Annotated in this window: 21 protein-coding genes; 15 read left to right on the plus strand and 6 right to left on the minus strand. The window is 71.9% G+C overall.

The window, feature by feature from the left end; genetic code table 11:
* Positions 1-398: 398 nt before the first annotated feature.
* Genes ACQPZF_RS11930 through ACQPZF_RS11970 form a run of 9 tightly spaced genes read left to right on the plus strand, consistent with a single transcriptional unit; the run spans position 399 to position 10,942 of the window.
* Complete coding sequence (locus tag ACQPZF_RS11930; RefSeq protein WP_433271264.1) at positions 399-1,841, plus strand: hypothetical protein; 1,443 nt, start codon at positions 399-401, stop codon at positions 1,839-1,841.
* A complete protein-coding gene (locus ACQPZF_RS11935) occupies positions 1,838-3,415 on the plus strand; it encodes a DUF4407 domain-containing protein (protein WP_433271267.1) in 1,578 nt (525 codons plus the stop codon). Before ACQPZF_RS11930 ends, ACQPZF_RS11935 begins: the two co-directional genes overlap by 4 nt.
* A 13-nt stretch (positions 3,416-3,428) precedes the next feature.
* On the plus strand, positions 3,429-4,142 hold the full coding sequence (locus tag ACQPZF_RS11940) for a vWA domain-containing protein (protein WP_433271269.1): 714 nt from the start codon (positions 3,429-3,431) through the stop codon (positions 4,140-4,142).
* Entirely contained in the window at positions 4,142-5,107 is a 966-nt protein-coding gene (locus tag ACQPZF_RS11945; RefSeq protein WP_433271271.1) for a protein phosphatase 2C domain-containing protein, read from the plus strand. Before ACQPZF_RS11940 ends, ACQPZF_RS11945 begins: the two co-directional genes overlap by 1 nt.
* Positions 5,104-6,048, plus strand: coding sequence for a hypothetical protein (locus ACQPZF_RS11950; RefSeq protein ID WP_433271273.1), 945 nt, complete (start codon positions 5,104-5,106; stop codon positions 6,046-6,048). The genes ACQPZF_RS11945 and ACQPZF_RS11950 overlap by 4 nt, the downstream gene beginning before the upstream one ends.
* A 2-nt stretch (positions 6,049-6,050) precedes the next feature.
* Positions 6,051-6,884 (plus strand): protein DA1, encoded by an 834-nt coding sequence (locus ACQPZF_RS11955; RefSeq protein ID WP_433271275.1) that lies wholly within the window; start codon positions 6,051-6,053, stop codon positions 6,882-6,884.
* A 1-nt stretch (position 6,885) separates the two neighbouring features.
* On the plus strand, positions 6,886-7,602 hold the full coding sequence (locus ACQPZF_RS11960) for a hypothetical protein (RefSeq protein WP_433271277.1): 717 nt from the start codon (positions 6,886-6,888) through the stop codon (positions 7,600-7,602).
* The gene (locus ACQPZF_RS11965; RefSeq protein WP_433271278.1) at positions 7,599-9,821 is read left to right on the plus strand and encodes a hypothetical protein; all 2,223 of its coding nucleotides are present in this window, start codon (positions 7,599-7,601) and stop codon (positions 9,819-9,821) included. The genes ACQPZF_RS11960 and ACQPZF_RS11965 overlap by 4 nt, the downstream gene beginning before the upstream one ends.
* The gene (locus ACQPZF_RS11970; protein ID WP_433271281.1) at positions 9,818-10,942 is read left to right on the plus strand and encodes a hypothetical protein; all 1,125 of its coding nucleotides are present in this window, start codon (positions 9,818-9,820) and stop codon (positions 10,940-10,942) included. The genes ACQPZF_RS11965 and ACQPZF_RS11970 overlap by 4 nt, the downstream gene beginning before the upstream one ends.
* 77 nt (positions 10,943-11,019) lie before the next feature.
* Here the strand turns inward: ACQPZF_RS11970 and ACQPZF_RS11975 are convergent, their stop codons facing one another.
* Positions 11,020-11,643 carry a TetR/AcrR family transcriptional regulator gene (locus ACQPZF_RS11975; protein WP_433271283.1) on the minus strand — a complete coding sequence of 208 codons (624 nt, stop codon included), beginning with the start codon at positions 11,641-11,643 and terminating at the stop codon, positions 11,020-11,022.
* Between the two features lie 94 nt (positions 11,644-11,737).
* Here ACQPZF_RS11975 and ACQPZF_RS11980 point away from each other — a divergent pair, with 94 nt between their 5' ends.
* The gene (locus tag ACQPZF_RS11980) at positions 11,738-12,049 is read left to right on the plus strand and encodes a hypothetical protein (RefSeq protein WP_433271285.1); all 312 of its coding nucleotides are present in this window, start codon (positions 11,738-11,740) and stop codon (positions 12,047-12,049) included.
* A 49-nt stretch (positions 12,050-12,098) separates the two neighbouring features.
* Here ACQPZF_RS11980 and ACQPZF_RS11985 read toward each other — a convergent pair whose 3' ends face one another.
* The gene (locus tag ACQPZF_RS11985) at positions 12,099-12,641 is read right to left on the minus strand and encodes a hypothetical protein (protein ID WP_433271286.1); all 543 of its coding nucleotides are present in this window, start codon (positions 12,639-12,641) and stop codon (positions 12,099-12,101) included.
* 391 nt (positions 12,642-13,032) lie between these two features.
* On the opposite strand from ACQPZF_RS11985, the gene ACQPZF_RS11990 reads away from it, so the two are divergent.
* A complete protein-coding gene (locus ACQPZF_RS11990; RefSeq protein WP_433271288.1) occupies positions 13,033-13,515 on the plus strand; it encodes a ricin-type beta-trefoil lectin domain protein in 483 nt (160 codons plus the stop codon).
* Between the two features lie 184 nt (positions 13,516-13,699).
* Positions 13,700-14,209 carry a tetratricopeptide repeat protein gene (locus ACQPZF_RS11995; protein WP_433271291.1) on the plus strand — a complete coding sequence of 170 codons (510 nt, stop codon included), beginning with the start codon at positions 13,700-13,702 and terminating at the stop codon, positions 14,207-14,209.
* Between the two features lie 71 nt (positions 14,210-14,280).
* Here ACQPZF_RS11995 and ACQPZF_RS12000 read toward each other — a convergent pair whose 3' ends face one another.
* From ACQPZF_RS12000 to ACQPZF_RS12010, 3 genes are read right to left on the minus strand one after another with little or no spacing between them, the layout of a single operon-like run.
* Positions 14,281-14,790, minus strand: a complete 510-nt coding sequence (locus ACQPZF_RS12000; protein ID WP_433271293.1) for a (2Fe-2S)-binding protein — start codon at positions 14,788-14,790, stop codon at positions 14,281-14,283.
* Entirely contained in the window at positions 14,787-15,632 is an 846-nt protein-coding gene (locus tag ACQPZF_RS12005; protein ID WP_433271295.1) for an FAD binding domain-containing protein, read from the minus strand. Before ACQPZF_RS12005 ends, ACQPZF_RS12000 begins: the two co-directional genes overlap by 4 nt.
* On the minus strand, positions 15,629-17,977 hold the full coding sequence (locus ACQPZF_RS12010; RefSeq protein ID WP_433271297.1) for a xanthine dehydrogenase family protein molybdopterin-binding subunit: 2,349 nt from the start codon (positions 17,975-17,977) through the stop codon (positions 15,629-15,631). Before ACQPZF_RS12010 ends, ACQPZF_RS12005 begins: the two co-directional genes overlap by 4 nt.
* A 226-nt stretch (positions 17,978-18,203) precedes the next feature.
* Between ACQPZF_RS12010 and ACQPZF_RS12015 the strand changes: the two genes are divergently transcribed.
* Positions 18,204-18,827 carry a hypothetical protein gene (locus tag ACQPZF_RS12015; protein WP_433271299.1) on the plus strand — a complete coding sequence of 208 codons (624 nt, stop codon included), beginning with the start codon at positions 18,204-18,206 and terminating at the stop codon, positions 18,825-18,827.
* Here the strand turns inward: ACQPZF_RS12015 and ACQPZF_RS12020 are convergent.
* Positions 18,763-19,635 carry a hypothetical protein gene (locus ACQPZF_RS12020; RefSeq protein WP_433271300.1) on the minus strand — a complete coding sequence of 291 codons (873 nt, stop codon included), beginning with the start codon at positions 19,633-19,635 and terminating at the stop codon, positions 18,763-18,765. The two genes, ACQPZF_RS12015 and ACQPZF_RS12020, sit on opposite strands and share 65 nt — an antisense overlap.
* A 625-nt stretch (positions 19,636-20,260) precedes the next feature.
* Between ACQPZF_RS12020 and ACQPZF_RS12025 the strand changes: the two genes are divergently transcribed.
* Entirely contained in the window at positions 20,261-24,856 is a 4,596-nt protein-coding gene (locus ACQPZF_RS12025) for a hypothetical protein (protein WP_433271302.1), read from the plus strand.
* Positions 24,853-25,356 (plus strand): FixH family protein, encoded by a 504-nt coding sequence (locus ACQPZF_RS12030; protein ID WP_433271304.1) that lies wholly within the window; start codon positions 24,853-24,855, stop codon positions 25,354-25,356. Before ACQPZF_RS12025 ends, ACQPZF_RS12030 begins: the two co-directional genes overlap by 4 nt.
* Positions 25,357-25,398: the final 42 nt, after the last annotated feature.

The raw sequence follows: 25,398 nt of genomic DNA on the forward strand, positions 1-25,398 counted from the left end.
GTGAAACTTTGTACGGTTTTCGGGTGCGCGCCGGCGTATCGCCGCGTATTCGCGTCACCACCGGCAGTGATGAACCGTCCGGCCGCGCATTGCGGTGATCGAATCGTTATCCCTATTGCCTTCAGGTGTGTTTCCCCATGTGGTGGGTGTGACGGTCGGTAACGGTCGGACGGCGAAACCCGGCATTATCCGGATTTCCTACGCGGGTTGACACTACTTTTGCGGATAACGCGACGAATGGTCGCGATCCGCCCATCCCGATTGCGGTAGCGTCCCGGCCCAGTTGATTGCCGGATGACCGCACGGACCGTCGGCGACCGACGTGTCGCGGCCCTGGGGGGCAATGGGCTTCCGTGTTCGGACGAATAAAGCGACGGCCGTTGGTGAAGGGGTGTGACATGGGCAATTCCGTGCTCGACCCCGCCATGTCCGTGGACCTCGCGGACCTGGGGGAATTGGGCGTCCGGTTGGGGAGCGGCGGCGAGGCGGCGGTGTACGACCTGCCCGGGTTCCGGCTGCCCGACGTGCGCGGTGAACTGGTGTTCAAGCGCTACCGCGTGATGCACGCCCAACCCGAGGCGCTGCGGCGCGTGGTGGCCGCGCGCACCGCGCTGCCCGCGGACCTGCGTGCCCGGCTCGACGCGATGACCGCCTGGCCGGTGCGCGTCGTGGTCTCCGCCGCGCAGGCGGTCGGTGTCTCGGGTGCGCAGGCGGTCGGTGTGCTGATGCCGCGCATCCCCGCGCCGTTCTTCGACCTCGTGCAGCGCAGCGCGGGGGAGCGGCGCGTGTTGCGCGAGGTGCAGAACCTCTTCGTGGACGAGGCGCGTGCCCTGCGCGTCGGCAGGCCGGCGCCGACCCCCGAGCAGCGGCTGCGGATCTGCCGGGACTTCGCCGCCGCGCTGGCGTTCCTGCACGACCGGATGAACATCGTTTTCGGGGACCTGAACCCCAAGAACGAGGTGTTCCGGCTCGACGCCGAGCCGATGGTGATGTTCCTGGACTGCGACGCGGTCCGTCCGGCCGGCGTGGTGTCGAGGACGCGGCAGCTCGACTCGCCCGACTGGGTGCCGCCCGAGGGCGGCGTGCTCAGCCGTGCCACCGACCAGTACAAGCTCGGCCTGTTCGTGTTGCGGTGCCTCACCCCGGGCCACTTCTCCTCCACCGGCACGGACCCGGCCGTCGCGGTCGGTGTGCTCGACGCCGAGGGCATGGACCTGTTGCGGCGCGCGCTCGGCACGGACCAGCGGGCCCGCCCGGCGGCCGGCGACTGGGTCCGGTACCTCCGGCGGGTGCTCGGGCAGGCCGCCGCGCCGCCGGTGCTCGGCGAGGTGCGGCTGGACCGGGCGTTCGTCCTGTCCGCTCAGTCGGTGGTCGTGGAGTGGGAGGCCCGCGAGGCCCGGCACGTCGAGGTCACCGCCGGGGCGCGGACCACGCGGGTGGACGGCCGTCCCGGTCGGGGCACCACGTCGGTGGTGCTGGAGCGGTCCGGCCCGATCGAGGTGCGCGCGCTCAACGACCTCGGCGAGGACCGGCGCGAGGTCGGGCCGGTGACCGTCGTGCCCGTGCCGGACGTGGCGACGCTGCCGGTGCCGCTGCCCCAGGTCCCGTGGCCGGACCAGGACCCGGTCGGCCTTCTCCTGCCGGTGCCCGAGCCGCCGTGGCCCGCCGCCGTGCGGTCGCCGTTGCCGCTGCCCGCCGTCGGCGGGCACACCGTGCCGCTGCCGCCGCTGCCGGCTCCGTGGCTCGCGCGGTTCCCCCTCGACCTGCCCGCGATGTTGTCCGAATCGCCCGCCCTCGAACTCGACGCGGGCGGCACCCACCGTGGAAGAGATGGCCGATGAGCCTTTCCCTGGCGCTCGCCAGACTCGCCGGCGCCCGCACGTCGGTGTTGGAGAAGAGTCCCGGCGACGTGAACAAGCACGCCGCGATGGGCGGTGTCCTGCTCAGCACGTCCACCGTCGCCGCCGTGTCGGCGTTCTTCGCGCTGCACTCGATCCTGGAGCTGCCGGTGTACGCGGCGGTGGTCGCCGGGCTGGCCTGGGGTGTGGTGATCTTCAACCTGGACCGGCTGCTGATCGTCACCATGACCAGGAGCAACGGCCTGTTCCTGAACATCCTCGCGGCGCTGCCCCGGATCGCGCTCGCCGCGGTGATCGGCGCGATCATCTCGATGCCGCTGGTGCTCAAGATCTTCGAGCCGGAGATCAACTCCGAGCTGATCGCCATGCAGGCCGAGACGACCAAGGCCAACCAGGAGAAGTACGACGAGGCGTACCAGCAGATCACCGAGCTGGAGACCGAGGAGGCCCGGCTGCTGGCGGTGGTCTCCGGGCAGGCGACCGCGACGGTGTCCGACGACCCGGACGTCAAGGCGGCGAAGTCCAGGCTGGACGCCGCCGAGAAGGCCTTCCTGGAGGCCAACGCGTCGGCGCAGTGCGAGTTCGACGGCACGTGCGGCACCGGCGTGCCGGGCGACGGCGAGTCGTACCGGCAGAAGAAGCGGCTCGCGGACGACGCGGAGAGCGCGCGCGACAAGGCGCAGCGGGAGCTGGACGACATCACCGCCAAGGTCACCGAGCGGCTGGAGAGCGGCGCGGTCAACCTGACCGAGCAGGCCGGCAAGCGCTTGCCGCAGGTGCAGGCCGACCTCCAGCGGCTGCGTGCCGACCGGGCGGACCTCGAACAGCGCGGCAGTTCCGCGACGGTGGCCGACACCGGTCTGCTCGCCCGGCTGGAGGCGCTGGACCGGATCACCGAGGGGCGGCGGAGCGGGGCACAGGCGCACATGGCGCTGTTCCTGCTGTTCCTGTGCGTCGAACTGCTGCCGGTGATCGCGAAGCTGCTGTCCGGCCTGGGGCCCGAGACGCTGTACGACCGGATGGTGCGGCGCGCGGACGACGGTGCGGACAACGACGACAAGGTGTGGGCCGACCGTGACCGGGACATCGCCGAGGCCCGTGCCGACCAGCAGGCGGACGTGGAGCGGCAGCGGCTGGCGGCGCAGACCGCCGCGCACGCGCACACCACGAAACTGGTGGCCGACCAGCAGCTCCAGCTAGCGGTGCACGCCATCGACGTGTGGGCCAAGGTGGCCGAGCAGCGCACGAAGGCGGAACTGCACCGCTGGTACCGGCAGCACGTGGGGATCGACGACCCCGAACCGACCACGCCGCTGCCCAGGGTGAACCCGACCCTCCCGACGGTCGGCGGCGCACCGACCGGCGCACCGACCGGGGCACCGACCGGCGCACCGACCGGGGCACCGACCGGGGCATCGGGCCCGAACGGCTCCGCCTCGCCCGGCGGGGCTTCGGCGGACAGCGCCCAGACCATCCGGTTCGCGCCGGTCCGGATCCAACCCGCCCACGGCGGCGCGCGCGTCAACGGCACGCCGTCCACCAGCCCCAACCCCTGAACGGAGATTCCCGGTGGAGAGAGACAAGGCCAAGCTCCTGCCGTTCTACCTCGTCATCGACGTCTCGCTGTCGATGAGCGGCGACAAGCTCGACCAAGCCAACAGGATCATGCCCCAGGTGACCGACGCGTTGGCCGACGCGCCGATCCTGTCGGACAAGGTCCGCTTCGGCGTGATCGACTTCGGCAGCGACGCCCAGGTCCGGTTGCCGCTGTGCGACCTGCTCGACGACAGCGTGACCCTGCCCTCCCTCACCGTGCGCGGCGCGACCTCGTACGCCGCCGCGTTCCGCCTGCTGCGCGCCGAGATCGAGAGCAACGTCAAGCAGCTCAAGGCGGACGGCTTCATGGTCCACCGCCCGGCGGTGTTCTTCGTCAGCGACGGCCTGCCCACCGACCACGTGGACGACTGGCGCTCGGCGTTCCGCGACCTCACCGAGAACTTCCCGACCTACCCGAACCTGGTGCCCTGCGGCGTGGACGAGGCCGATCCGGCGACGCTGGCGACCGTGGTCTACCCGCCCTCGGGCCCCAAGGCCATGCAGCTCTACCTGATGGGGCAGGGGCAAAATCCGGCCGACGCCATCGCGGCGATCGCGGAGATCCTGATCTCCAGCATGCTGGCCTCCGGGCAGAGCATGGCGCAGGGCGGCTCCGGGTTGCTGCTGCCCGACCGCGAAGACCTGCCGCCGGGCATCACCGCGCACTCCTCGGACGACTTCGTCTGATGGACACCGCGACCGGACACCACGCCGACCCGCCCGCCGCGCCCGCACCGGACTGGCGCGGCGGGGTGCGGCCGTACGAGGTCGGCGACCCGGGCCGGGCGGCGGCGAACGTCGTCCCGGTGCCGGACCCGGCCGGCTGGGACCGGCGCGACACCGTGCTGGACGGCTTCGTGTTGCTGGACGGGCCGAAGAAGCCGATCGCCGAGGTGCGCGCGGCGAGCGTGCGCGGGCTGTCGCACCGGCACTACGGGCGCGTGCGGCAGGACGAGTACGGCTTCCGCCGCACCGACGACGGCCGCTACTTCGTCATCGGCGTGGCCGACGGGGTGTCGTCCGGGCCGATGTCGCACAAGGCCGCGATCTACGCGGCCCGGTGGGCGACCGCCAAGCTGGCGGCGGCGCTGGCGTCCACGGAGCCGCAGGGGTTCCCGTGGGGCGCGTTCGTGCGGAGCGTCGCGAACCGGATCGAGCGGCGGGGCCGGGAACTGCTGGGCCGCGAGGACGCCGACCTCCGCGAGGTCGCCGGGCACCTGGCGACCACCGTCCTGTACGCCGTGGTCGACCTCCGGCCGGTCGACGGCGCGCACACCGTGCACCTGCTGTCGATCGGGGACACCTCGGCCTGGGTGCTCCGTGACGGCAAGCGGTGGGAGCCGCAGGCGGCGGTGAAGAACGACGGCGCGGAGCTGCACTCGGGCTCGGTGCACGCGTTGCCGGTGCCGCCGCCGGCCGAACCGGTCGCGGTGCGGACCACCGTCGCGCCGGGGGAGGCGCTGGCCGTCGTCACCGACGGCGTCGGTGATCCGCTCGGGCACGGCACCGGCGCGGTCGGCGCGTTCCTCGCGGACGCGTGGGCCGTGCCGCCCGCCTCGGCGCTGGACTTCGCCGCCCAGGTGGGGTTCGCGCGCAAGAGCTTCGACGACGACCGCACCGCGGTCGCGTTCTGGCCCGTGGCGCGGACGTGACCGAGCACACCGTCACCGCCACCGAGATCGGGCCGCTGGGCGCGCTGCTCGGGTCCGGCGGTCAGGCGAGGGTGTACAGCGCGCCGCACGCGGCGCTGCCCGATGTGCCGGGCCCCTTGGTGTACAAGCAGTACAAGGTCGGGCACGCGCCGCCGCAGGGGCTGGCCGCGGTCGTGCGACGCCGGTTGCGCATGGACGAGGACCTGCGCGGGCGGCTGGACCGGTCGACCGCGTGGCCGGTGCGCACGGTCGAGGAGCGCGGCGACGTGCTCGGCGTGCTCATGCGGCTGATCCCCGCGGCGTACTTCGAAGACCGGGTCATGCCCAGCGGCGCGTCGGCCCGGACCCTGCGGGAGGTGCAGCACCTGTTCGTCGACCCGGAGCGGTCGCTGCGGCTGGGGATGCCGGTGCCCGGCCTGGCGGGTCGGCTGCTGGTGTGCCGGGACTTCGCGCTCGCGCTGCACCTGCTGCACCGCGCGGACCTGGTGGTCGGCGACATCAACCCGAAGAACGCGGTGTTCCAGCTCGTGCGGCGGCCGTGCGTGATGCTGGTCGACTGCGACGCGATCCGGATCAAGGGCGCGGTCGCGGTGGTGCGCCAGCTCAACGCGCCGGACTGGGAGCCGCCCGAGGACACCCTGAACCAGGCGACCGACCGCTACAAGTTCGGGTTGTTCGTGCTGCGCTGCCTCACCCCCGGCCCGTTCGCGTCGACGGCCCGCGACCCGGCGCGGCTGGAGGGCGTGCTGACCGGTGAGGGCACGCGGCTGGCGCGCGCCGCGCTGGGCGACGATCCCGCGCTGCGGCCGAGCGCACAGGAGTGGGGCCGGTACTTCGACTCGCTGCTGTCCCCGCCCGAGCGGGTGGCGCCGCCCGCACCGCAGCAGACCGGCGGGTGGCGGCGCGACCCGCGCACCCGGCGCTGGGTTCCGGTGACCTGAGCATGTCCGGTGACGTGAGCATGTCCGGTGACGTGAGCATGTCCGGTGACGTGGGCGTGTCCGGTGACGTGGGCGTGTCCGGTGACGTGAGCGCGTCCGGGGACCTGTGCACGGTGTGCGGCCGGCCGGCGGCGGACCGCTACGTGGTGTCCATGCGGGGCGAGGTCACCTGCGTCCGGCACCCCGAGGTCGGCCGGTGCGTGCTGTGCGCGCGGCCCCGGCACGTGGGCGAGCGCGGGTGGGCCGCGTTCACCGCGTCGACGGTGCGCTGCCCCGCGTGCCGGCGGCAGGCGGTGGAGGACCAGGCGACCGCCCGCGCCCACATCCCGCGCGTCCGGGAAGAGGTTGCGGCGCTGGGCATCCGGCTCGACCGGCGGGTGAAGGTGACGCTGGTCGACCCGGATTCGATCAACACCGACCCCGACGTGCTGTGCCTGGGGCGCACGCACACCTGGATGTCCCGGCAGGAGAGCGGCGTGCTCGGCATCGAGATCGCGCGCGGCCTGACACCGGTGCACTTCGGCGCGACGGTGGCGCACGAGATCGGGCACGCGTGGCTGTTCGAGCGTGGGGCGCGGGAGCTGACGCCGGCGGTCGAGGAGGGCGTGTGCGAGCTGTTCGCCGGGGCGTGGCTCAAGCGGCAGGGCGCCCCGTTCGCCGACGCGGTGCGCGAGGCCGCGCTCAAGTCGCCGGACCCGGTGTACGGCGCGGGATACCGGCTGGTGCGGGACGCGGTCGTGGCGCACGGGATCGCGGCCGTGCTCGACGCGGTCTGCGCGCGCGGTGAGCTGCCCGGGGCAGAAGTCAGGACGGACCAACCGCAGAGGAGAAGATGAAGTGGAGACCGAACCCGTCAGCCGCTCGATCCTCGTCGTGGACGTGGAGCGGTCGAGCGACCGGACCGACCCGGAGAAGGCCGAGCTGCGTGCCGCGCTCTACCGGGTGCTGGAGCCCGCGTTGGCCGCGGCCGAGTCCAGCGGTGTGCCGCACCGGGTCGACGACCTCGGCGACGGGGTGCTCGTGGTGTTCGACTGCGAGGTGCTGCCGGTGCTGGACCCGCTCGTCGAGTCCGTGCTGGACGAATTGGCCAAGCGCAACGCCGACCGCGGTCGGGCCGAGTGGACCCGGCTGCGCGTAGCCGTCCACTTCGGACTCGTGGCGCGCGACGACCACGGCTGGGTCGGGGAGGCGATGACGACGGCGTTCCGCGCGGCGAACGCGGAGCAGGGCAAGGCGGTGCTGCGGCGGGCGGAGCACGGGCAGGCGGTCGTGCTGGTCACCGACGACGTGTACCGCGCGGTGGTCCGGCAGGGGTTCCGGGGGTTGCGCCCGGAGTCGTTCCGCCCGCTGGACGAGCCGACCGGCCGGGTGTGGGCCCGCGTGCCGGGCTACGTGGCGCCGCCGGTGCCCGGTGACGGGCCGGAAGCTGTCGCGGCAACGGGAACCGGGGCCGACCTGAACGTGACGTTCACCGGGAACTCGATCGGCTCGGTGTTGAACGCCCCGTCGATCCCCTCCGTGGACGCGCGCACCTACTTCGGGAGCGCGCCGTGAGCGACGAGCAGCCCGACGAGGAGGAGAAGGCGCCCGAGCCGGCCGAAGGGAAGCCGGAGGAGCCGAAGCCGGACGGGACACCGGACCAGCCCGAGGAGAAGGCCGAGGACGCGAAGGCGACCGCGACGGACCCGTCCAAGGCGCGCCACCTGCACCAGAACAGCCGCGCGCTGGAGAACGCGGTCGCCGCGCTGCTCGGCGAGCGGGGCAACGTCGGCAACGTGTTCGTGGCCAACACGATCGGCTTGGTCGAGGCCGGCTCGACGCTCGGACCCGGTGGGCACGGCTCCGTGCCCACCGGGCCCATCGCGCCGGACGTGCTGAACTCGATCACCGCCACCTACGTGTCGCCGGAGAACTACCGCGAGCTGAGGGAACGGTTGCGGGACAACGGCATCCTGTTGCTGCGCGCTTCCTCGGGCTGGGGGCGCACCGCCACCGCGCTGCACCTGCTGGCCCGGGAATGCGCCCGCGGCGTGGAGAAGCTCAGCCCGGACATCGATCTGCGCCTGCCGTCGACCCCGGTCGAACTGGCCGCCGACCACGGCTACCTGCTGGAGGCGCTGGAGATCGGCCAGGCGGCCTCGCTGTCGGCGTTCGCGCTGGACCAGTGGAAGCGGCGGCTGGACGAGGCGGGCGCGCGGATGGTAGTCCTGGTCTCCGCGCACACCCCGTTGCGGGAACGGGAGGTCGACAGCTTCCTGGTCGACGGCGCGGCCCGGCTGGACGACCGGGCGCTGGTGCTCAGCCACTTCCAGGACGGACTGCGCCGGGCGGGCAAGCCCCAGCAGGACCTCGCCGACTTCCAGGAGTTCGCCGAGCTGGTCGAGGAGGTGGTGGGCCGGTCGCTGAGCGCGCACGACCTCGGCGAGTTCGGGCGCGGCCTGTGCTCGGTGGTGCTCGGCGAGCGCGAGCTGGCCGACGTGCGGCAGCGCTACGCCGCACACGCCGAGTCGCGTTTCCGCGAGTGGTTCGACGGGCTGACCGACAACGAGCACCGGGCGTTCGCGATCGGGCTCGCGGTGTTCGACGGGCTGCCGCTGGCGACCGTCGCGGAGAACGCGACGAAGCTCGCGAAGGCGATCCAGGCGGCCGAGGCGCCCGATTACCGGGACCGCACCCGCAAGGTGTTCGCGGTGTGCACGCTGTCGCTGGCCGAGCAGGTGGAAGCCGAGATCACGACCCGGGTGGAGGACGGCGACCTGGGCAGCCTCGCCGTCGACGTGGTCGGCTACCGCGACCCGCACCGGCCGCGGCGGGTGCTCGAACACGTCTGGCTGGAGTACCCGGAGGCGCACGCCGTGGTGCGTGACTGGCTGCGCGAGTCGGGCAGCTCGTCGGATCGGGACGTGCGGTTCCGGGTCGGCGTCGCGGTCGGACTGCTGAGCCTGTCGGAGTTCGAGCACGCGCGTCGGCACGTCATCGAGCGCTGGGCGGACAAGAACGCCGCGTGGGAGCGACACGCGGTGCTCGGCGCGCTGCGGCTGCCCGCGATGCAGCCGGAGATGCAGCCGCTGTTGGCCCGCATGATCGACCAGTGGCTCCAGGGATTCACGGTGACCGGCCGGCGGGTCGCGGCCGTGGCCGCGCTGGGCGTGCTGCCGATCATGACGACGGCCGAGTCGCTGAAGCGGCTGCGCCGGGCCGCCGACACCGAGACACCGGCCATGGTGATCGCCATCGCCGACGCGATCACGAACCTGGTGGTGGAGCACGACAAGCTGGACGCGGTGCTCGGCGAGCTGATCAAGTGGTCGGTGTCGACCAAGCCCGCGGTGCGCGCTACCGCGCTGATCTGCGTGGTGCAGCTCAGCGTCTACCTCCAGGTGTCCGAGGACGGCAGCACCGAGCCGTGGCCGGGCCTGCTCTGGGTGGCCGAGGTCGATTCGCGCGCCGCCGAGCGGGAGGACCGCGTGGTGGTGGGCACGCGGCGGGTCACCCGGCGCGAGGCGGTCGTCACGCTGGTCGCCCGAGCCATGGAGGCCCCGTTCTACCTGGACGAGATGGTGGAGGTGTTCCGCCGCTGGGTGAAGACCGCGCAGCGCGACGCCACCCAGCGCGCGCCCGTGGGCAGGCTGTTCGCCGACCTCGCGCGGAAGACCGGCGACCCGGCGACGCTCCGGTTCCACCTGGAGGAATGGGCCCGCGCCCGCAACGGCCCCCGCGACGCCGTCGCCGATCTGCTCGCCGCACTGGACCAAGAGGAGGACCGACCGTGATCAACCGGAACCCGAGCCACACCGCGCCGCTGGTCACCCGGGTGGACGTGACGTACCGGGAGCTGTTCAAGAAGCGGCCGGTGCCCAGCTCGAACCAGGCGACGGTCTACCTCGACCGGCACGGCAACTACCAGCACCTGACCCACCAGCTCGGCCTCGGCGACGGCGCGGGTCTGCGCGCGGTGTTCCTGGTCGACACCTCGGTGGTCAACCGCACCCTCACCGTGCGGGTGCCCAGTGCCGAGCGGGCGTACAGCTTCCTCGCGCAGTTCACCGTGTCGTGGCGGATCACCGACCCGGTGGCGGCGGTGGAGACGAACCTGACCGACGCCGAGTTCATCGTGAAGTCGCACGTGACCGGGAAGCTCCGGGAAATCACGGTCCAGCACCCGATCGAGGAGGTGGCAGCCGCCGAACAGGAGGCGCACCAGGCGTTCGGGCTCGCGGGCAAGCGGACGCTCAGGCAGGGCGTGGGGCTGCTGGACTGCGGTGTGGCGCTCAGCCTGGACGAGAGCACGGCGGCCGAGGTGCGCCGGCGCAAGGAGCACGCGCGGGCGCTGGAGGCGCGGCTGCGGGCGACCGAGGCGACCCGGCAGGACCTCGGCCTGCGGGCGGCCGAGCAGGAGATGCAGCTCGGCTTGGAGGCCCAGCGCGCGAGGTACGAGCTGGAGCGGCAGCGGCAGCAGCAGGCGCACGAGCTGGCGATGAAGCGGGCGGACATGGAGTTCTACGCCGACGCCATCAAGAGCGACCAGCTCAACCTGGTCGGGCTGAAGCTGGCCGCCGACCCCAACCAGGTCAACGAGGTCATCGCGCTGTTCATGCAGCGGCACAAGCTGGACTTCGAGAGCGCGCGCGGGATGCTGAACTCGTTGCTGGAGAACGGTCTGGTCGGCCGGAGCAACGTGGCGGACATCATGGCGAAGGCCACGGCGGTGATCGCGAACCGCCTGTCCGACACGCCGTTCGCGATCGGCCTCGGCGAGAACCCGGCCTCGCTGCCGGGTGGCGGCCCGCTGGGGTCGGTCGCCGGCTCCCGGCCGGCGGCCACGCCGTTGAACGCGGCCGACCTGTTGGGCGCGGAGGATTCCGACGACTTCGACGATGAGGACGACGTGTGAGGCGGGCCTGTGCGTGCCTCGATGGCGAGGAGCCGCTGTCGTGCCCGCGTGCTTCCGGATCGGGTGTGTGAGGGCGTTCAGGGTGTGCGCTCCCGCGGTGCTGCGGACGGCGGTTGTGGCCAGAGTGCGCGGATTCCGCGTCGCAGCGCTTGGAGGTCGACGTCGCCGAGGACGGCCTGCCGGAGAATGGTGCCCTGCAGGGTCGCGAGCAGGACGTCGGCGATGTCCTCGGCCGGGGCCGTGGCGGGGATCGCGCCCTGCTCCCGGTAGCCGTTCACGAGGCTGGTGAGCACACCGCGGACGGCCTGGAAGATCGGCTCGACCCGGGCCGCCAGCGGTCGGGAGCGAATCGACTCCGCCCATATCTGGACCAGCAGGCGGGCCGAGTCCCGTTGTGCGTCCAGCGGCGAGTCGTGCTGGAACACGGCGGTCAGCGCCTCGTCCAGCGGCGGCAGCGGGCGTCTGTCCAGGAGTCGGTCGAAGGTCTCGGTGACCTCGGCGAGCGCCTGCTCGCAGATCGCCGCGATCAGCTCGTCCTTGGAGGTGAAGTGGTTGTAGACCGCTCCGGGTGACATGTGTGCCGCGTCGACCACGTCCTTCATGGAGGTGGCGTGGAAGCCGTTGCGCAGGAAGCAGCCGCGGGCGCCGTCGAGGATCTGCCGGCGTCGGGCGGCCCAGCGTTGCGGGGTCAGGCGGGGCATGCGCCCACCCTAAAACGAACGATCGCTCGTTGTGCGGGTGGGTCGACGCTGCTATCGTGCAAAACGAACGATCGCTCTATTTGAGGAGGCTGTCGTGGGGGTCATGCTGGTCAAGCAGCGGGTTGTCGACATCGACCGTTGGGCGCGCTGGTTCTGGGATCCGGCCCTGGACGCCGCCCGCCGCGAGCACGGCCTGGTGGTCACCGGCTCCTACCAGGCCGTGGACGAGCCCCATACGGTCGTGGTGGTGATGGACATGGCGAGCGCCGACTCGGCGCGGGCCTACGAAGCGTCGGCGACGCTCGCCGACGCGCGGGAGCGGTGCGGCGCGGTCGGGTTCCCCGATGGCGTATGGATCGCGCCGACCGTCATCGAGAACCCGTACGCACCAGGCACACCACAGTGAGCCTCGGGCCGTCGTCGCCGTCCACGGCCACGACAGTCCGGGCGTCTCGCTAGTCCTCCAGGCATTGACCGTTGGGCAGCAGGCCGGTGATGTCCCGACCACTGGTTCCGCCGGGCACGGCGGACAGGTACCCGATGACGCAGGTGTCGCCGCCGAGTTTGAACGCCGACAGCAGGGAGCCCACGGGCGCGGGATCGCCCTCGCCCGCGATCCGGACCACGAAGTCCCGGTGGCCCGCCTGCTCCAGGTCCCGCGTCAACTGCTCGACATCCGCCTGCGTGGGCTGCCGACTCGGCCGTGCGCCGTGGCAGGGGAACCCCCGTTCGGTGAAGCACTCCCCGGACAGCCGCACCACCCGGTCGATCGGCTCGTAAGCGGCCTCCGCGGCGGCCCGCTGCGACGCGCTGATCTCCGCGCGCCGCGAGGAGTCCTCGATCTCCCGGTCACAGTGCTCCGCGGCCTCCGGGCCGGTGCCCCACACCATGCAGGACCCTCCCGCCGAAGGCCCGGCCACCTGACAGGCGGCCGTCAACAACAACCCGCCGACCACGATCAGTCGGCGCGACAAGGAATACACGGCCCGGTAGGTCACTGGCCCGACTCTATCCATTCACTCGCGGTGTCGGGTCGCTTCGCGGTGACCGGCTCACCGCCCCGCAGGCCGTCCGCGAAGTCAAAGATCTGCTCGCCGACCTTGCAGCAGAGCGAGCGGTCGGGCGCCGGCAGGCCCCGAGAGCCCGTGCCCGGCTCTCTTGACGCCAGGCAAGCAACCGCTGCGGCGATCCGCCATCGGCGTCACCCCGCCGTGCCCCACACGGTGGGTTGACGGCACTCGCCACTGTCACGTCCGTGACCGGCACAACGCCCACTCCGACCGGACCGGGTCATTTATCGCCACCATAGTTGTCTCCGCCGCTCGCAGATCCGGTCCGACGCGTTTACTCGACGGTGTACGCGAAACACCCACGCCGGAAGGAATGCGAATGAAGTTCAAACGAATCCTCGGCGCCGTCGCCATGGCTGCCTCGGCACTGCTCATCGCACCGACCTCCAACGCCGACCACCTCGACGCGCCACAGGACGAGTGGGAACTCGAAAGCGTCGCCCGACCGGGCGATGTGTGGGACCAGACCAACTGGGCCTGGGATCCCCAGTATCCGATCATCGCCCACCCGCGCCACGGAGAGGACAACCAGACCTGGTTCATCTCCGACGACGGCACCATCAAGAACAAGAAGTACGGGTGGTGTGCGACCTCGATCGACGGCAAGCTGGCAGGCCGACCCTGCGGCAGCGTCGGAAATCAAAAGTGGAAGGGCAAGTCCCCCGACGGCTACCATTCCTGGCAGTTCGAGTTGGATAACACCGGCCTTTGCGTCACGCACAACGGCGTCTACAAGGAATTGATCCTCACGCGGTGCGAGTCCGAGCGGCGCGACCAGCGCTGGATCATCCACAAGCGATAGCCGAGAGCGCAGCGGCCGGGTGCGTCCCGGTCGACACGCGCGATCAGCGCCACGCCGCCAGAACCGTCGCCGCCGACCGGGCACCTGTCATCACCCAGCCCGGCGGCGGTCGGCGGTCGTCCCGTGTCCGGCGGTTGTCCGGGCCCACCGCCACCTGGACCGGTTCCCCGACGGGCAGTTGTTCGTGGACCTGCACGGCTTCAGCGCCACCGGCCCGCCGACGACCCCGGAGGACGCGCTGAGAAGATTCCTCGACGCCTTCGGGATTCCCCCCGACCGCGTCCCGGCCCGCCTGGATGCCCGTGCCGCGTTGTTCCGCAGCCTGGTCGCCGACCGGCGGATGCTGGTCGTGCCGGACAACGCCGCCACCACCGCCCAGGACTTGCCCGACGCGCTGGAACGGGTGGTCGACTTCTACTCGCACACCGCCTACACCGGCCGGCACCACCATGCCGTCGAGCACTACCACCGAGCCCTCGCCCTGTACCGCGACGTCGGCAACACCTACGAGATCGCCGCCACCCTGGACAACCTCGGGCACTCCCACGCGGCCCTCGGGCAACACCCCCGCGTCCGAGAGGTGTGGAGGGAAGCGCTCCAGCTCTACCGGGAGCAGGGTCGCGACACCGTCGTCGAGCGGGTGCAACGGCAACTCGACGGCCTCACGGCACCCGGAGAGCACGGTCATCCGTGATCAGCACCGCCGCACCGGGTCCGCCGTGAGCTGCCGAGCCGTCGTCCGGCCGCGTGGTCCGTCGGGCGGCCCTAGTGCGACCGATCCTGGTGCGGTGGAGGGATGGCCTCGTGTTCCTGCCGTCGCCCGTCGTCGTCGCGTGCCGCGGCGATCGCGGTGACGATGGTCTGGTAGCCGGTACAGCGGCAGAGGTTGCCCGCGATCGCCGTGCGGATCTCGGCTTCCGTGGGCGACGGGTTGTCCCGCAACAGTTCCGTCGCCACCGCGAGCATCCCGGGCGTGCAGAAGCCGCATTGCAGGGCGTGGTGGCGGCGGAAGGACTCCTGGAGCGGGTTCAGGGACGTGGTCGCCAGGCCCTCCACGGTGGTGACGGCGGAGCCGTCCGCCTGCGCCGCCAGGACGCAGCAGGACCTGGCTGTCGCACCGTCCAGCAGGACCGTGCACGAGCCGCACGCGCCGTGCTCGCAGCCGACGTGCACCCCGGTGAGACCCAGGTCGTGGCGGAGGAAGTCGGCGAGCGTGCGGCGTGGTTCGCAGTCGGCCGCACGGGTGTGGCCGTTCACGGTGAGGGTGATCTTCACTCGGCTACCGCCTGTCGTAGTGCCCTGCGGGTGAGAACGGCCGCCATGTCGCGGCGGTAGGCGGCCGGGGCGTGCACGTCGCCGATCGGGTCGGTCGCCGCCGCCGCCGCTTCGGCCGCCGCTGCCAGCACGTCGGCCGTGGGGACCTGGTGTCGCAAGAGGCTTTCCGCCTGGTGGGCCCGGATGGGGGTCGGCGCCGCGCCGGCCACGGCGATGCGGGCGTCGGTGACGACGCCGTCGTCGAGCGTGAGCGACGTGAAGACCGCCGTCACCGCCAGGTCGTTGGGGCGGCGGCTCAGTTCGGCGATGCCGTGGCCGGTCGCCGACGGCGACAGCGGCACGCGGATCCCGGTCAGGAGTTCGTCGGCCGCGAGCGCGGTGCGGTGCGGGCCTCGGAAGAAGTCACGGGCGTCGATCGTCCTGGTGCCACCGGGACTCCGAGCCGTGAAGACCGCGTCCAGCGCGAGGAGGACAGCCGGGAGTTCGGCCGCCGGGTCGGCGTGCGCGACGCTGCCGCCGACCGTGCCCCGGTTGCGCACGGACACGTGGCCGACGTGGGTCAGCGCTTCCGCCAGCAACGGCACGACCCGGCGCACGACCGGGGACGTCTCGGCGGCGCGGAGCCGGGTCAGCGCGCCGAGCACCAGCGACGAGCCGTTCTGCTCGATGCCGGTCAGCGGGAGCCGGGACACGTCGACCACGACCTCCGGTCGCCGTGACCGCGTGTTCAGCAGCGGCACCAGGCTCTGCCCGCCCGCCAGCACGACGGCGCCCGGCCGGAGCGCGCCCACCGCTTCGTCCACCGTGGACACACGAAGGTATTCGAACGGCGCGGCCTTCACCGGTTGCCCCCCTCGCGGATCGCCGCCAGCAGGTCCGGCGGTGTGATCGGCAACGTCGTGATCCGCACCCCGAACTCCGACAGCGCGTCCTCCACGGCGTGCGCGATCGCGGCCCCGCCGCCGATCACCCCGGCCTCGCCGGCCCCCTTGAAGCCGCCCGGGATGTGCTCGGCGGGTGTCTCCATGTGGGAGATCCCCACCGGTGGCACCACGGTCGCCGTCGGCAGCAGGTACTCGGCGAACGACTGCGTCAACGCCTCACCGGACGCGCCGTAGGCCAGCCGCTCGTACAGCGCCCCGCCGATGGCCTGCGCGGCGCCGCCGGCGAGCTGGCCGTCCACGATCATCGGGTTGATCATCGTGCCGCAGTCGTGCGCCATGAGGTAGCCGAGGAGGTTCACCACGCCGGTCTCGACGTCGACGGAGGCCAGCACGGCGGTGCAGCCGAACGCCGTGGCGACGTTGACCGGGTCGTACACCTCGCGCTCGTGCAGCGTCGGCGGCTCGTCGTCCGGCAGCACGCCGTGGGGCCGCCGGTACGCCGCGTCGCCGATGTCGGCGAAGCTCACGGTCCGACCCGGGACGCCCGCGACCGACACCACGCCGTCGGTGATCACGAGGTCGTGCGGTGAGGCTTCGAGGACGTGCGCGGCGATGCGCAACACCTTGGCGCGCAAGCGGGTGGCGGCGTTGAGGACGGCCGCGCCGCCGACCGCGGCGGCCCGGCTGGCGGCGGTGCCGTACCCGGTGTAGGGGCTGGAGTCGGTGTCGCCGGCGACGACCGTGACGTGGTCCAGCGGCACGTCGAGGGCGTGCGCGGCGACCTGCGCCAGCGCCGTGTGGATGCCCTGCCCCATCGAGGTCTGTCCGGTGTGGACGGTGACGTGCCCGGTGGAGTCGATGCGCACCACGGCTTCGTCGAAGCCGGAGTGGTCGAGGCCCGCCATGTTGACGATCCGGGACGGAGCGAACGCCGACACCTCGTTGTGGAAGGAGTAGCCGATGCCGACGTGCGCGCCGCGCGCCCGCGCGTCGGTCACGAAGTCCGCCCACCCGGCGCGCCGCACGGCGTCCAGGCACAGGTCGAGGCACTCGGCGTACCGGCCGCTGTCGTAGACGAAAACCGGGCTCTGGTAAGGGAAGTCGGTCACGAAGTTGCGCCGCCGCACGTCGTGCGCGTCGAGGCCCAGGCGGCGGGCGAGGGCTTCGACCAGGTGCTCGTGCACGAAGTTCGCCTTGGGCAGCCCGTACCCCCGGTACGAGCCGTACGGGGTCTTGTTGGTCACGACGCCGACGACGTTCATCTCGTACGCCGGGATCGCGTACGGCCCGGTCATGACGGCGGCGGTCGTCCAGCACGGGCTGAGGCCGACGGTGCTGAAGTTCGCGCCGAGCACGCCGTGCAGCGTGCCCCGGAGGCCGGTGATCGTGCCGTCGGCGCGGGCCGCCAGCTCGACCTCGATGCGCTGCTCCCGCGAGTGCACGGTGGCGACGAAGCTCTCCCGCCGGTCCTCGACCAGCTTCACCGGCCGCCCGGCCGCACGGGACAGCACGGCGGCCACGACCTCGTCACCGTAGAAGTCGAATTTGTTGCCGAACCCACCGCCGATATCGGGCACGCGCACCCGCACCTTGTCCGCCGACAGGCCCAGCACCTCGGCGAAGAGTTCGCGGGCGAGGTGCGGGGCCTGGGTGTTGAGCCACACGTCCAAGCGCGAGGTGAACGGATCCCACGTCGCGACGACGCCCCGCGTCTCCAGCGGCGTGCCCATCTGCCGGGCGAAGCGGAACGTCTCGCGCAGCACCACGTCGGCCCGCGCGAACGCCGTCTCCACATCGCCCTGCGCCACGGTGGTGCGGCCGGCGACGTTGTCCGGCCAGTCCTCGTGCAGGCGGGGCGCGTCCGGCGCCAGCGCCTGCTCCAGCGTCGTGACGGCGGGCAGCGGCGCGTACTCGACCTCGATCAGCTCCAGCGCGTCCTCGGCCGTGGCGCGGTCGACGGCGGCGACGGCCGCCACCCCGTGTCCGGGGTAGAGCACCTTGTCGACGGCGAGCGGGTACGCGACCGTCTCCGGCGCGTCGGGCCCGAGGCGCCAGATCACCGGCTGCGGCTTGCGGACCAGTGACCGCACGTCCGCGCCCGTGACGACGGCGAACACGCCGGGGTGCGCGGACGCCGCCGTCGTGTCGACGCGCACGATCCGGGCGTGTGGGTGCCGGCTGCGCAGGACGGCCGCCTCCAGCACGCCCGGTGGCCGCACGTCATCGATGAACACCGCCCGCCCGGTGAGCATCCGCACGTCCTCCGCGCGGCTCACGCGTGCGCCGATCAGCCTTCCGCCCACGGTCACTCCTCAAGGTCATCGATCTCCACCTTGGCACCTGCCGGCGGGGCGGGGAAGTACACAGTCGATTACCGGTGGCGGAGGGAGAGCGGGACGACGAGGCAGCCCGATTGCCCGATCGTTCCTCGTACGGGGCTTTCGCCGAACCGCCGACCGGAGACCGCGTCCACTGAGGTGTCCGCCCACAAACGGGTTACCGAACCAGCGGAACACCTTGGAGAACGCGATGACACTCACCCGGAACCGCAGGAGCGTGGCGCGCTCGCTGGCTTTCGCCGCTGCCTTGTCCAGTGGGGCGCTGGCTCTGACGTCGTGCGGAGCCGCGCAACCCGGCGCGTCGCCCACGCCGGCCGGCGCGACCACGAGCACCAGCCCCGTGTCGGGCTCCGCGCCCCGCGGCAACATCACCGCGCCGTCGGGCGAACTCGAAAACGCGGCCCGCGGGTGGTGCGAGAGCGCCGACCTGGAGTTCGAGGTGGCCGAGCACGTCTCGCCCGAAGCGACCGGCAAGCTGTTCGCCATCCACCTCACCGCGGCCGACAAGACCTACTGCACCATCGGCGGCACGCTGAGCGACATCAGCTTCACCACGGAGGACGGAGACCCGATCGACATCGAGATCGGCGGCGGCCAGGACCCGGAGCACACCGAGATCAACCTCGGGGACCGACGCGAGGCGGTCGCCTACATCCGCACGACCGGCGCCGGCAACAACCCCGGGCTGCCCGTGGCAGCGGTCAGCTTCACCCTTCCGGGAAAGGGCGTCAAGGGCGACGGCGTGACCGTCACCTGGCCCGCTCCGTTCGACGGCCCCATCCTGGTGACGAACCTGATGGAACCGGTCGGCTGATCGCCGGCACAGGACGCCGAGCCCGTGCCGACGGAGGAGCGGCGGGCGACCCGGGGAGCCGACCGGCGGGCACGGCTTCCGGTCGTCGATGTCGGGGCCGGGGTGCAGCGCCATCAGCCGGAACAGCCGCGCCGCCCTGGCGGGGAGCTTCTCGTACGACCACGCCCAACCGGCGGACGAGGAGCTGGTGGGCTTCGGCCTCGGTGAGCAGGTCCAGCGTCAGCGGACGCGCGCCCGCGGCCACCAGGTCGGTGAGCCTTCTGCGACTGGTTATCAGCGCCATACAACCCGCCCCCGCCGGCAACAGGGGTCGGACGTGCTCGGCGCTGTTGGCGTTGTCCAGCACGATCAGCATCCGCCGTCGCGCGGTTATCGTGCGGTACAAGTCGATCTGCGCGGCCACGTCGGGCGGAACCCGCTCGGGCGCGACTCCGAGCGCATCCAGGAAGCTCCGCGCCGCCTCGGCCGGGCCGACCGCCTGGCCGGTGGGGTCGTAACCGCGGAGGTTCAGGTAGAGCTGCCCGTCCGGGAACCGGTCCGCGACCTGGTGCGCCCACTGCACCGCGAGCGAGGTCTTGCCGATCCCCGCGGTTCCGTCGACCGCCGAGATCACGACCGCATGGCTGTCGTGGTGCAACATCTCCGACAACCGCGCGAGTTCACCGGACCGCCCGGCGAAGTGCGGCGTCGCACCAGGCAGTTGCCGGGGCACCCGCGCCGCGGGCTCCGCCGGCGACACCACCTCCTGCCGGGCGTATGGATCATCGGGCAGGCAGATCCAGCCGTTGGCGGCGGTCTCCTTCACCATCACGCGAACCGGGCCACACCGTGTCCATCGAAGGTGACCTCGCCGGCGTGCACCCTCGAACTGGCCGCCGCCCGGTTGCGGACGTTGGCACTGCCCGACCTGGCAGACGGGCTCTCCGACCGGCGCGGCGTACGCGAAAGACTGGGAGCTGGACGCGAAAACCGCCACAACCGCAACCGATCCGCCCGCGCGGGATGTACGGCACCGTCAGGAGTTAGCGGACTTCGTTGCCCAGCAGGGAAACGGCGCACCGGCCGATGTGGACAGTGGGCGATTCGAGAGTCTGTCCATAATGGACAAACCGGCCGCGCCGTTAGGCCGACCCGGCGACTGCGTGTTCCGCTGACCGAAGGAGTCCGCGCGCATCCGGTGCGAGTACGAGGGATGCGACACCCGTGCCGCCGGTCGGGTGCGCGCCGTGATCCCGCTGAACTTCCGCACCCACCCGGTTCTTGACACATCCCTCACATTCTGGCCAGCATGGCTTAGGGGATCAGCGTCAATCCGTGGGGGATCGAGCCGAACTTCCAGGCGCGGCAAGCAATTACCCGTCATGGGGAATAGACGGGCAGTCGAGCCGGCCATCACCCGCACTGCGCGCTGACGGACGACGAGGGGGGCTTCGATGAACGCTGCGCTCACGGATCTCGGCCCGGTGATCATGACACTGGCCGTCGCGCTGGTGATCTTCGTCCGGGTCAGACGACGGCCGCGCCCGCTGCTGAAGGCGCTGCTGGGGATGGCGGTCGGGCTCTGGATCACCGCTGTCGGCGTGTCCATGTGGCTGGTGGGGGAGGCGACCGCGGAACGGCTGCCCGCGGCTCCCGGCAACCCGTGCGCTACCGGCCAGACGCCGAAGGCGTTCGACGTGTCGCTGATCAACGTCCCGATCTTCCTCAACCGCTTCGGCGACGTGGTGCCCGAGGGGCGCATGTACGTGCTGGACCAGAACATCTCCACCGTCCGCGCGAACTTCGCCCACGCCGCCGACCCGTCGCGGGCCGACGAGAACGACCTGATCGAGCCGCTGACGGTGCGGGTCAACCAGGGTGACTGCGTCGAGATCCGGTTCACCAACCGGCTCCACGAGCCGGCGCCCTCGTTCGACCGCGACGCCTCGATCTTCACCCTGCCGGGCGAGACGCTGCGCGCACCCGGCGCGCACACCCCGAACCCGCGCGAGTTCGCGCCCGCCGCGACCCGGCCGGACAACGACTTCGACCCGAGCACCGCGCCGCACGCGTCGATGCACTTCGACGGCCTCGACTATGACGTGACCGGTTCGGACGGCACGGTGGTCGGCAACAACCCCGACTCCACCGCGGCGCCCGGCCAGACCGCGACCTACCGGCTGTTCGCGCAGGCCGAGGGGGAGTTCCAGTTCAAGGACGGCGCGGACTTCTCGTCCCAGCAGACCCGCCCGGTCGACATCGACGGCAAGGTGCGCTTCATCGGCTCGCACTCGTTCGGCGCGTTCGGCGCGATCGTGGTCGAGCCGCCGGGCGCGACCTGGGTGGACCAGCGCACCGGCGCACCGCTGTCCTCCGGCACCCGCGCGGTCATCAAGCAGCCGGACCAGCCCGACTTCCGCGAGCACGTGCTGTTCATGCACGACGAGGTCGAGGCCGAGCCGGGCGTCCTGACCCGCCTGTGCCGCGACGGGTCCGAGGACGAGGAAGTCGGCAACGAGTGCGTCGAGCCCACCGCGGCGCAGTTGGCCAAGCTCACCGAGGGCGCCCTGCCCGGACTGGGCGGCGGGGACGCCGACGCGCTGGTCAACGACGAGGTGCCGGTGAAGCTGGAGTGGTTCGCGTTCAACTACCGCTCCGAGCCGGGTTTCAACCGCGAGGAGGTCGACTGCCCGGCCGCGGTGCGCGCGGGGCAGGGCTTCGACGCGGCGGCCTGCGTCGGCGAGGAGACCTCGCTGTCCTCGTGGGCCTACGGCGACCCCGGCGGCGGTGACCTCGTCTTCGCCAACTACCGGGGCGAGCCGATGCAGATCCGGCTGCTGCACCCGGCCGAGTTCGAGACCCACACCTTCCACTGGCACGTCAACCGCTGGCCGTTCGACCCGAAGGACGAGGGCGGCCTGGCCGCGGTCAGCAACCCCGCCCACCGCACCACGACCACCAACCTGCTGGACGTGCAGGCGGTCTCACCGGGCGCGCACTACGGGCTGGTCGCCCAGGGCGGCGCGGGCTCGGGGCACCTGGGCAAGCCCGCCACGTTCGGCGACGTGATCTTCCACTGCCACCTGTACCCGCACTTCGCCACCGGCATGTGGGGGCTCAACCGCACCCTGGACAAGCGGGAGACGGGCGCCCGCACCAACCCCGACGGCACCCCGATCCCGGCGCTGCTGCCGCTGGAGGACTTCGACTACCAGCCCGCGGTGGCCGGCAGGCAGGACCCGCCGAACCCGGCCGCGTCCGCGCCGGGCTACCCGCACTTCGTGCCGGGCGCGTTCGGCCACAAGGCGCCCAAGCCACCGCTGGGCGTGTCCAGCCGGTCCGCCACGGGCACGTTCCCGCCCACCGCGCTGGAGAAGGCCGCGGCCGACCCGAACGCCCAGGTCGCCGGCGGGTTCTTCCAGGACCCGTGCCCGGCCGGGCGGCCGACGAAGACCTTCGACGTCGCGGCCGTGGAGATCAGCCAGCCCTACCACCCCGACCTCGGCTGGCGGAACCCGCAGTCCCGGGTGTACGTGTTGCAGGAGGACAAACAGGCGGTGCTCGCCGGGAAGAAACCCGAGCCGTTCGCACCCATCCTGAACGTCGGCGACTGCGTCGTGTACCACCTGACCAACGAGCTGCCGGAGCAGTTCGGCGGCACGGTGTTCGACCGCGCGCAGGTGACCAACGAGGTGGGCCTGCACCAGCACATGGTCCAGTTCGACGTGCTGTCCTCCGACGGCGCGGCCAACGGGTGGAACTACGACCAGGGCGCGGACACCGGCCAGACCATCACCTACCGCAACTTCGTGCACGAGAACACGTCGACCAACTCGTTCCACGACCACTTCTTCCCCAACGTGCACCAGGACAACGGCCTGTTCGGCGGGGCGAGCATCCACCCGCCCGGCTGCACGGCGGGCTACCCCAGGACGTCGGACCCCATCGGCGTGCCGAAGGTGGGCACCGTCTTCGACCTGGAATGCCAGCCGACCACGGACTACCGGGGCAACCCGACCGACGGCCGCGACTACCGCAACTTCTCGCTGTTCGTCGAGGACCACGTGCCGATGTTCCGGCCGAACGACCCGAACACCGCGAACGACGACCAGTTCGTCACCCCCGAGGGCGTGCCGATCTTCCCGGCGAAGTTCCCGTCCAGCACGGACGACCAGGGCGCGATGGGCATCAACTACCGGCTGGAGCCGTTCGAGCACCGGCGCGGCGCCGACCCGGCCGACCTCTTCACCCTCGGCCCGCACCGGGTGCCCTACACGCCGCGGCTGCGGGCGAACGGTGGCGACCTGGTCAAGTTCCGGCTCTTCCAGCTCTCCCAGGAGGAGTCGCACGGGTTCACCCTCGACCGGTTCCGGTGGAAGCACGAACCACGCGATCCCGAGTCGAACATCGTCCAGGCACAGCACATCGGCATGTTGGAGGCGTTCGAGGCGGAGGTGCCGCTGAACGACGTGCTCGCCGACTACCAGCACCCGTCGCTGTTCCGGGAGTACATGTACCACTACACCGGAGCGGACGACTGGTTCCTGGGCACGTGGGGCACGCTGGAGGCATCCGGCTGCCGCAAGCCGCCCAAGTCGGGCTGGGACCTGCGCGCCCTGGCGGACAACCCGGGCGGTGACTGCCCGCAGCTTCCCGTCACCGCACAGCCTCCGGCGGCTCCCGCCGACTTCCCCGACCCGTGTCCGTCGGCCGCGTCGGTGAAGCGGTTCACGGTGGCGGCGATCAACCACGACATCCCCTACAACCAGGCGGGCGACCACGACCCGAACGGCCTGATGTACGCGCTGGAGGCGGACGTCCCCGCGATCCGCGCGGGCACCAAGGCGGCCGAGCCGCTGGTGATCCGCGCCAACTCGGGCGACTGCGTCGAGGTGACGCTGAAGAACCAGCTCGACCCGGCGAAGATGCGACCGCACTGCCACGAGGCGATCGAACCGGGCCAGCTCGGCTTCAAGCAGGGTGTGCTGACCTACCCGGCGTGCCTGGACCAGCCGCCGGGCAACGAGGCGAACGTGCCGGGCTTCCAGCCGTTCCCGGTGGGCGCCAGGGTGTCGCTGCGACCTCAGCTCGTCGACCACGCCGAGGCGTCGGCGGGGTCCAACATCGGCGGCAACCCGGACAGCACGGTCGCGCCCGGCGGCCAGCTCACCTACCGGTGGTACCTGCCGCAGAACCTCACCGGGATGGCGCTGCTGGAGGACCGCGGGGACGTGCAGAACCACCTGCACCACGGGCTGTACGGGGCGCTGGTCATCGAACCGGCCGGGTCCGCCTACCTCGACCCGGTCACCGGGCAGCCGCTGACCAGCGGCGCGCGGGCGGTGATCACGCACCCGACGCAGCCGGACTTCCGGGAGAACATCGTGCTGCTCAACAGCGACCTGTCGCTGTTCCGGTCCGACGGGCAGCCGGTGCCGGACAACTTCGACCTGGTCACGACACCGGGTCGGGAGGCGGACGACCCGGAGGACCAGGGCGAGTTCTCCGTCAACTACCGCAACGAGCCGTGGTCGCACCGCTTCGCCCGGGACCGGAACATCACCGACATCTTCAGTTCCGCGGTGCACGGCGACCCGTCGACGCCGCTGTTCCAGGCGTACGCGGGTGACAAGACGGTGTTCCGGGTGGCACAGGCCGTGGGCGACCCCCGGTCGACGAGTTTCGCCCTGCACGGCCACCTCTGGCGCCGCGCGCCCCTGGACCCGCAGTCGCAGCTCGCGGCCAACCAGGGGCAGTTCAACCCCGGCGTGGTCTACGACATCGTCCTCGACCCGGCGGTGACCGGCGGCGCGGGCGGACGTCGTGCGGTGGCGGGCGACTACCTCTACCGGTCCAACACCCTGGCCCGACACCTGACCGGCGGGCAGTGGGGCCTGTTCCGGGTGCACGCGGCCCGGCAGGCCGGGCTGATCCCGCTGCCGGACCACCCGGTGGGGCCCACGCCTGCGTCGTCGGGCGGCCCGGTGAGGCTGCCGGACGCCCGGATGCCCGACCGGTCGGCCCTGGTCGAGCGGCGGAGGTCGCGGTGACCGGCGGCAGGGCCGGGCGGCGTGCCGGCGCGGACCGGAGCCAGTTCTGGCAGGGCGCGGTGCTGGGACTGTGCATCGGGGTGACGCTGGCCCTGGTGCTGGGCATCGTGGCGTTCGTCGCGACCCGGCCGACGGCCTCGCTCGCGGCGGCGGACACGCCCCCGCAGCAGGCCGGCGGCCCGGTCCAGGCGTCGATCGACATCACCGCCGAGCACTTGGGCGATCTCAAGGTGGCGGTCGAGGCGCGGGTGAGCGCCCCCGGTTCGTACGACCCGATCACCAAGGGGCAGGTGGTGGCCTACACGGACATGGTGGCGATGCCGATGATGCACCGGCAGGGGCCGATCGTGATGGCCGAGGTGGCGGGGCGGCCGGGGGTGTACCAGGCGCAGGCGACCGTGGACATGGTCGGCGAGTACAACGTGACCGTGGAGGTGAAGCAGCCGATGGCGGCGAAGGCCGACCGGCGGATCGACGTGCAGTCGGTCAGCCCGAAGTGAGCCCGGGGCCGTCCACCTCGTCCCGCTGTCGATCGTCCGGCC

Origin of the sequence: Actinosynnema sp. CS-041913 (genome assembly GCF_050942485.1) — a bacterium.
Lineage (GTDB): Bacteria > Actinomycetota > Actinomycetes > Mycobacteriales > Pseudonocardiaceae > Actinosynnema.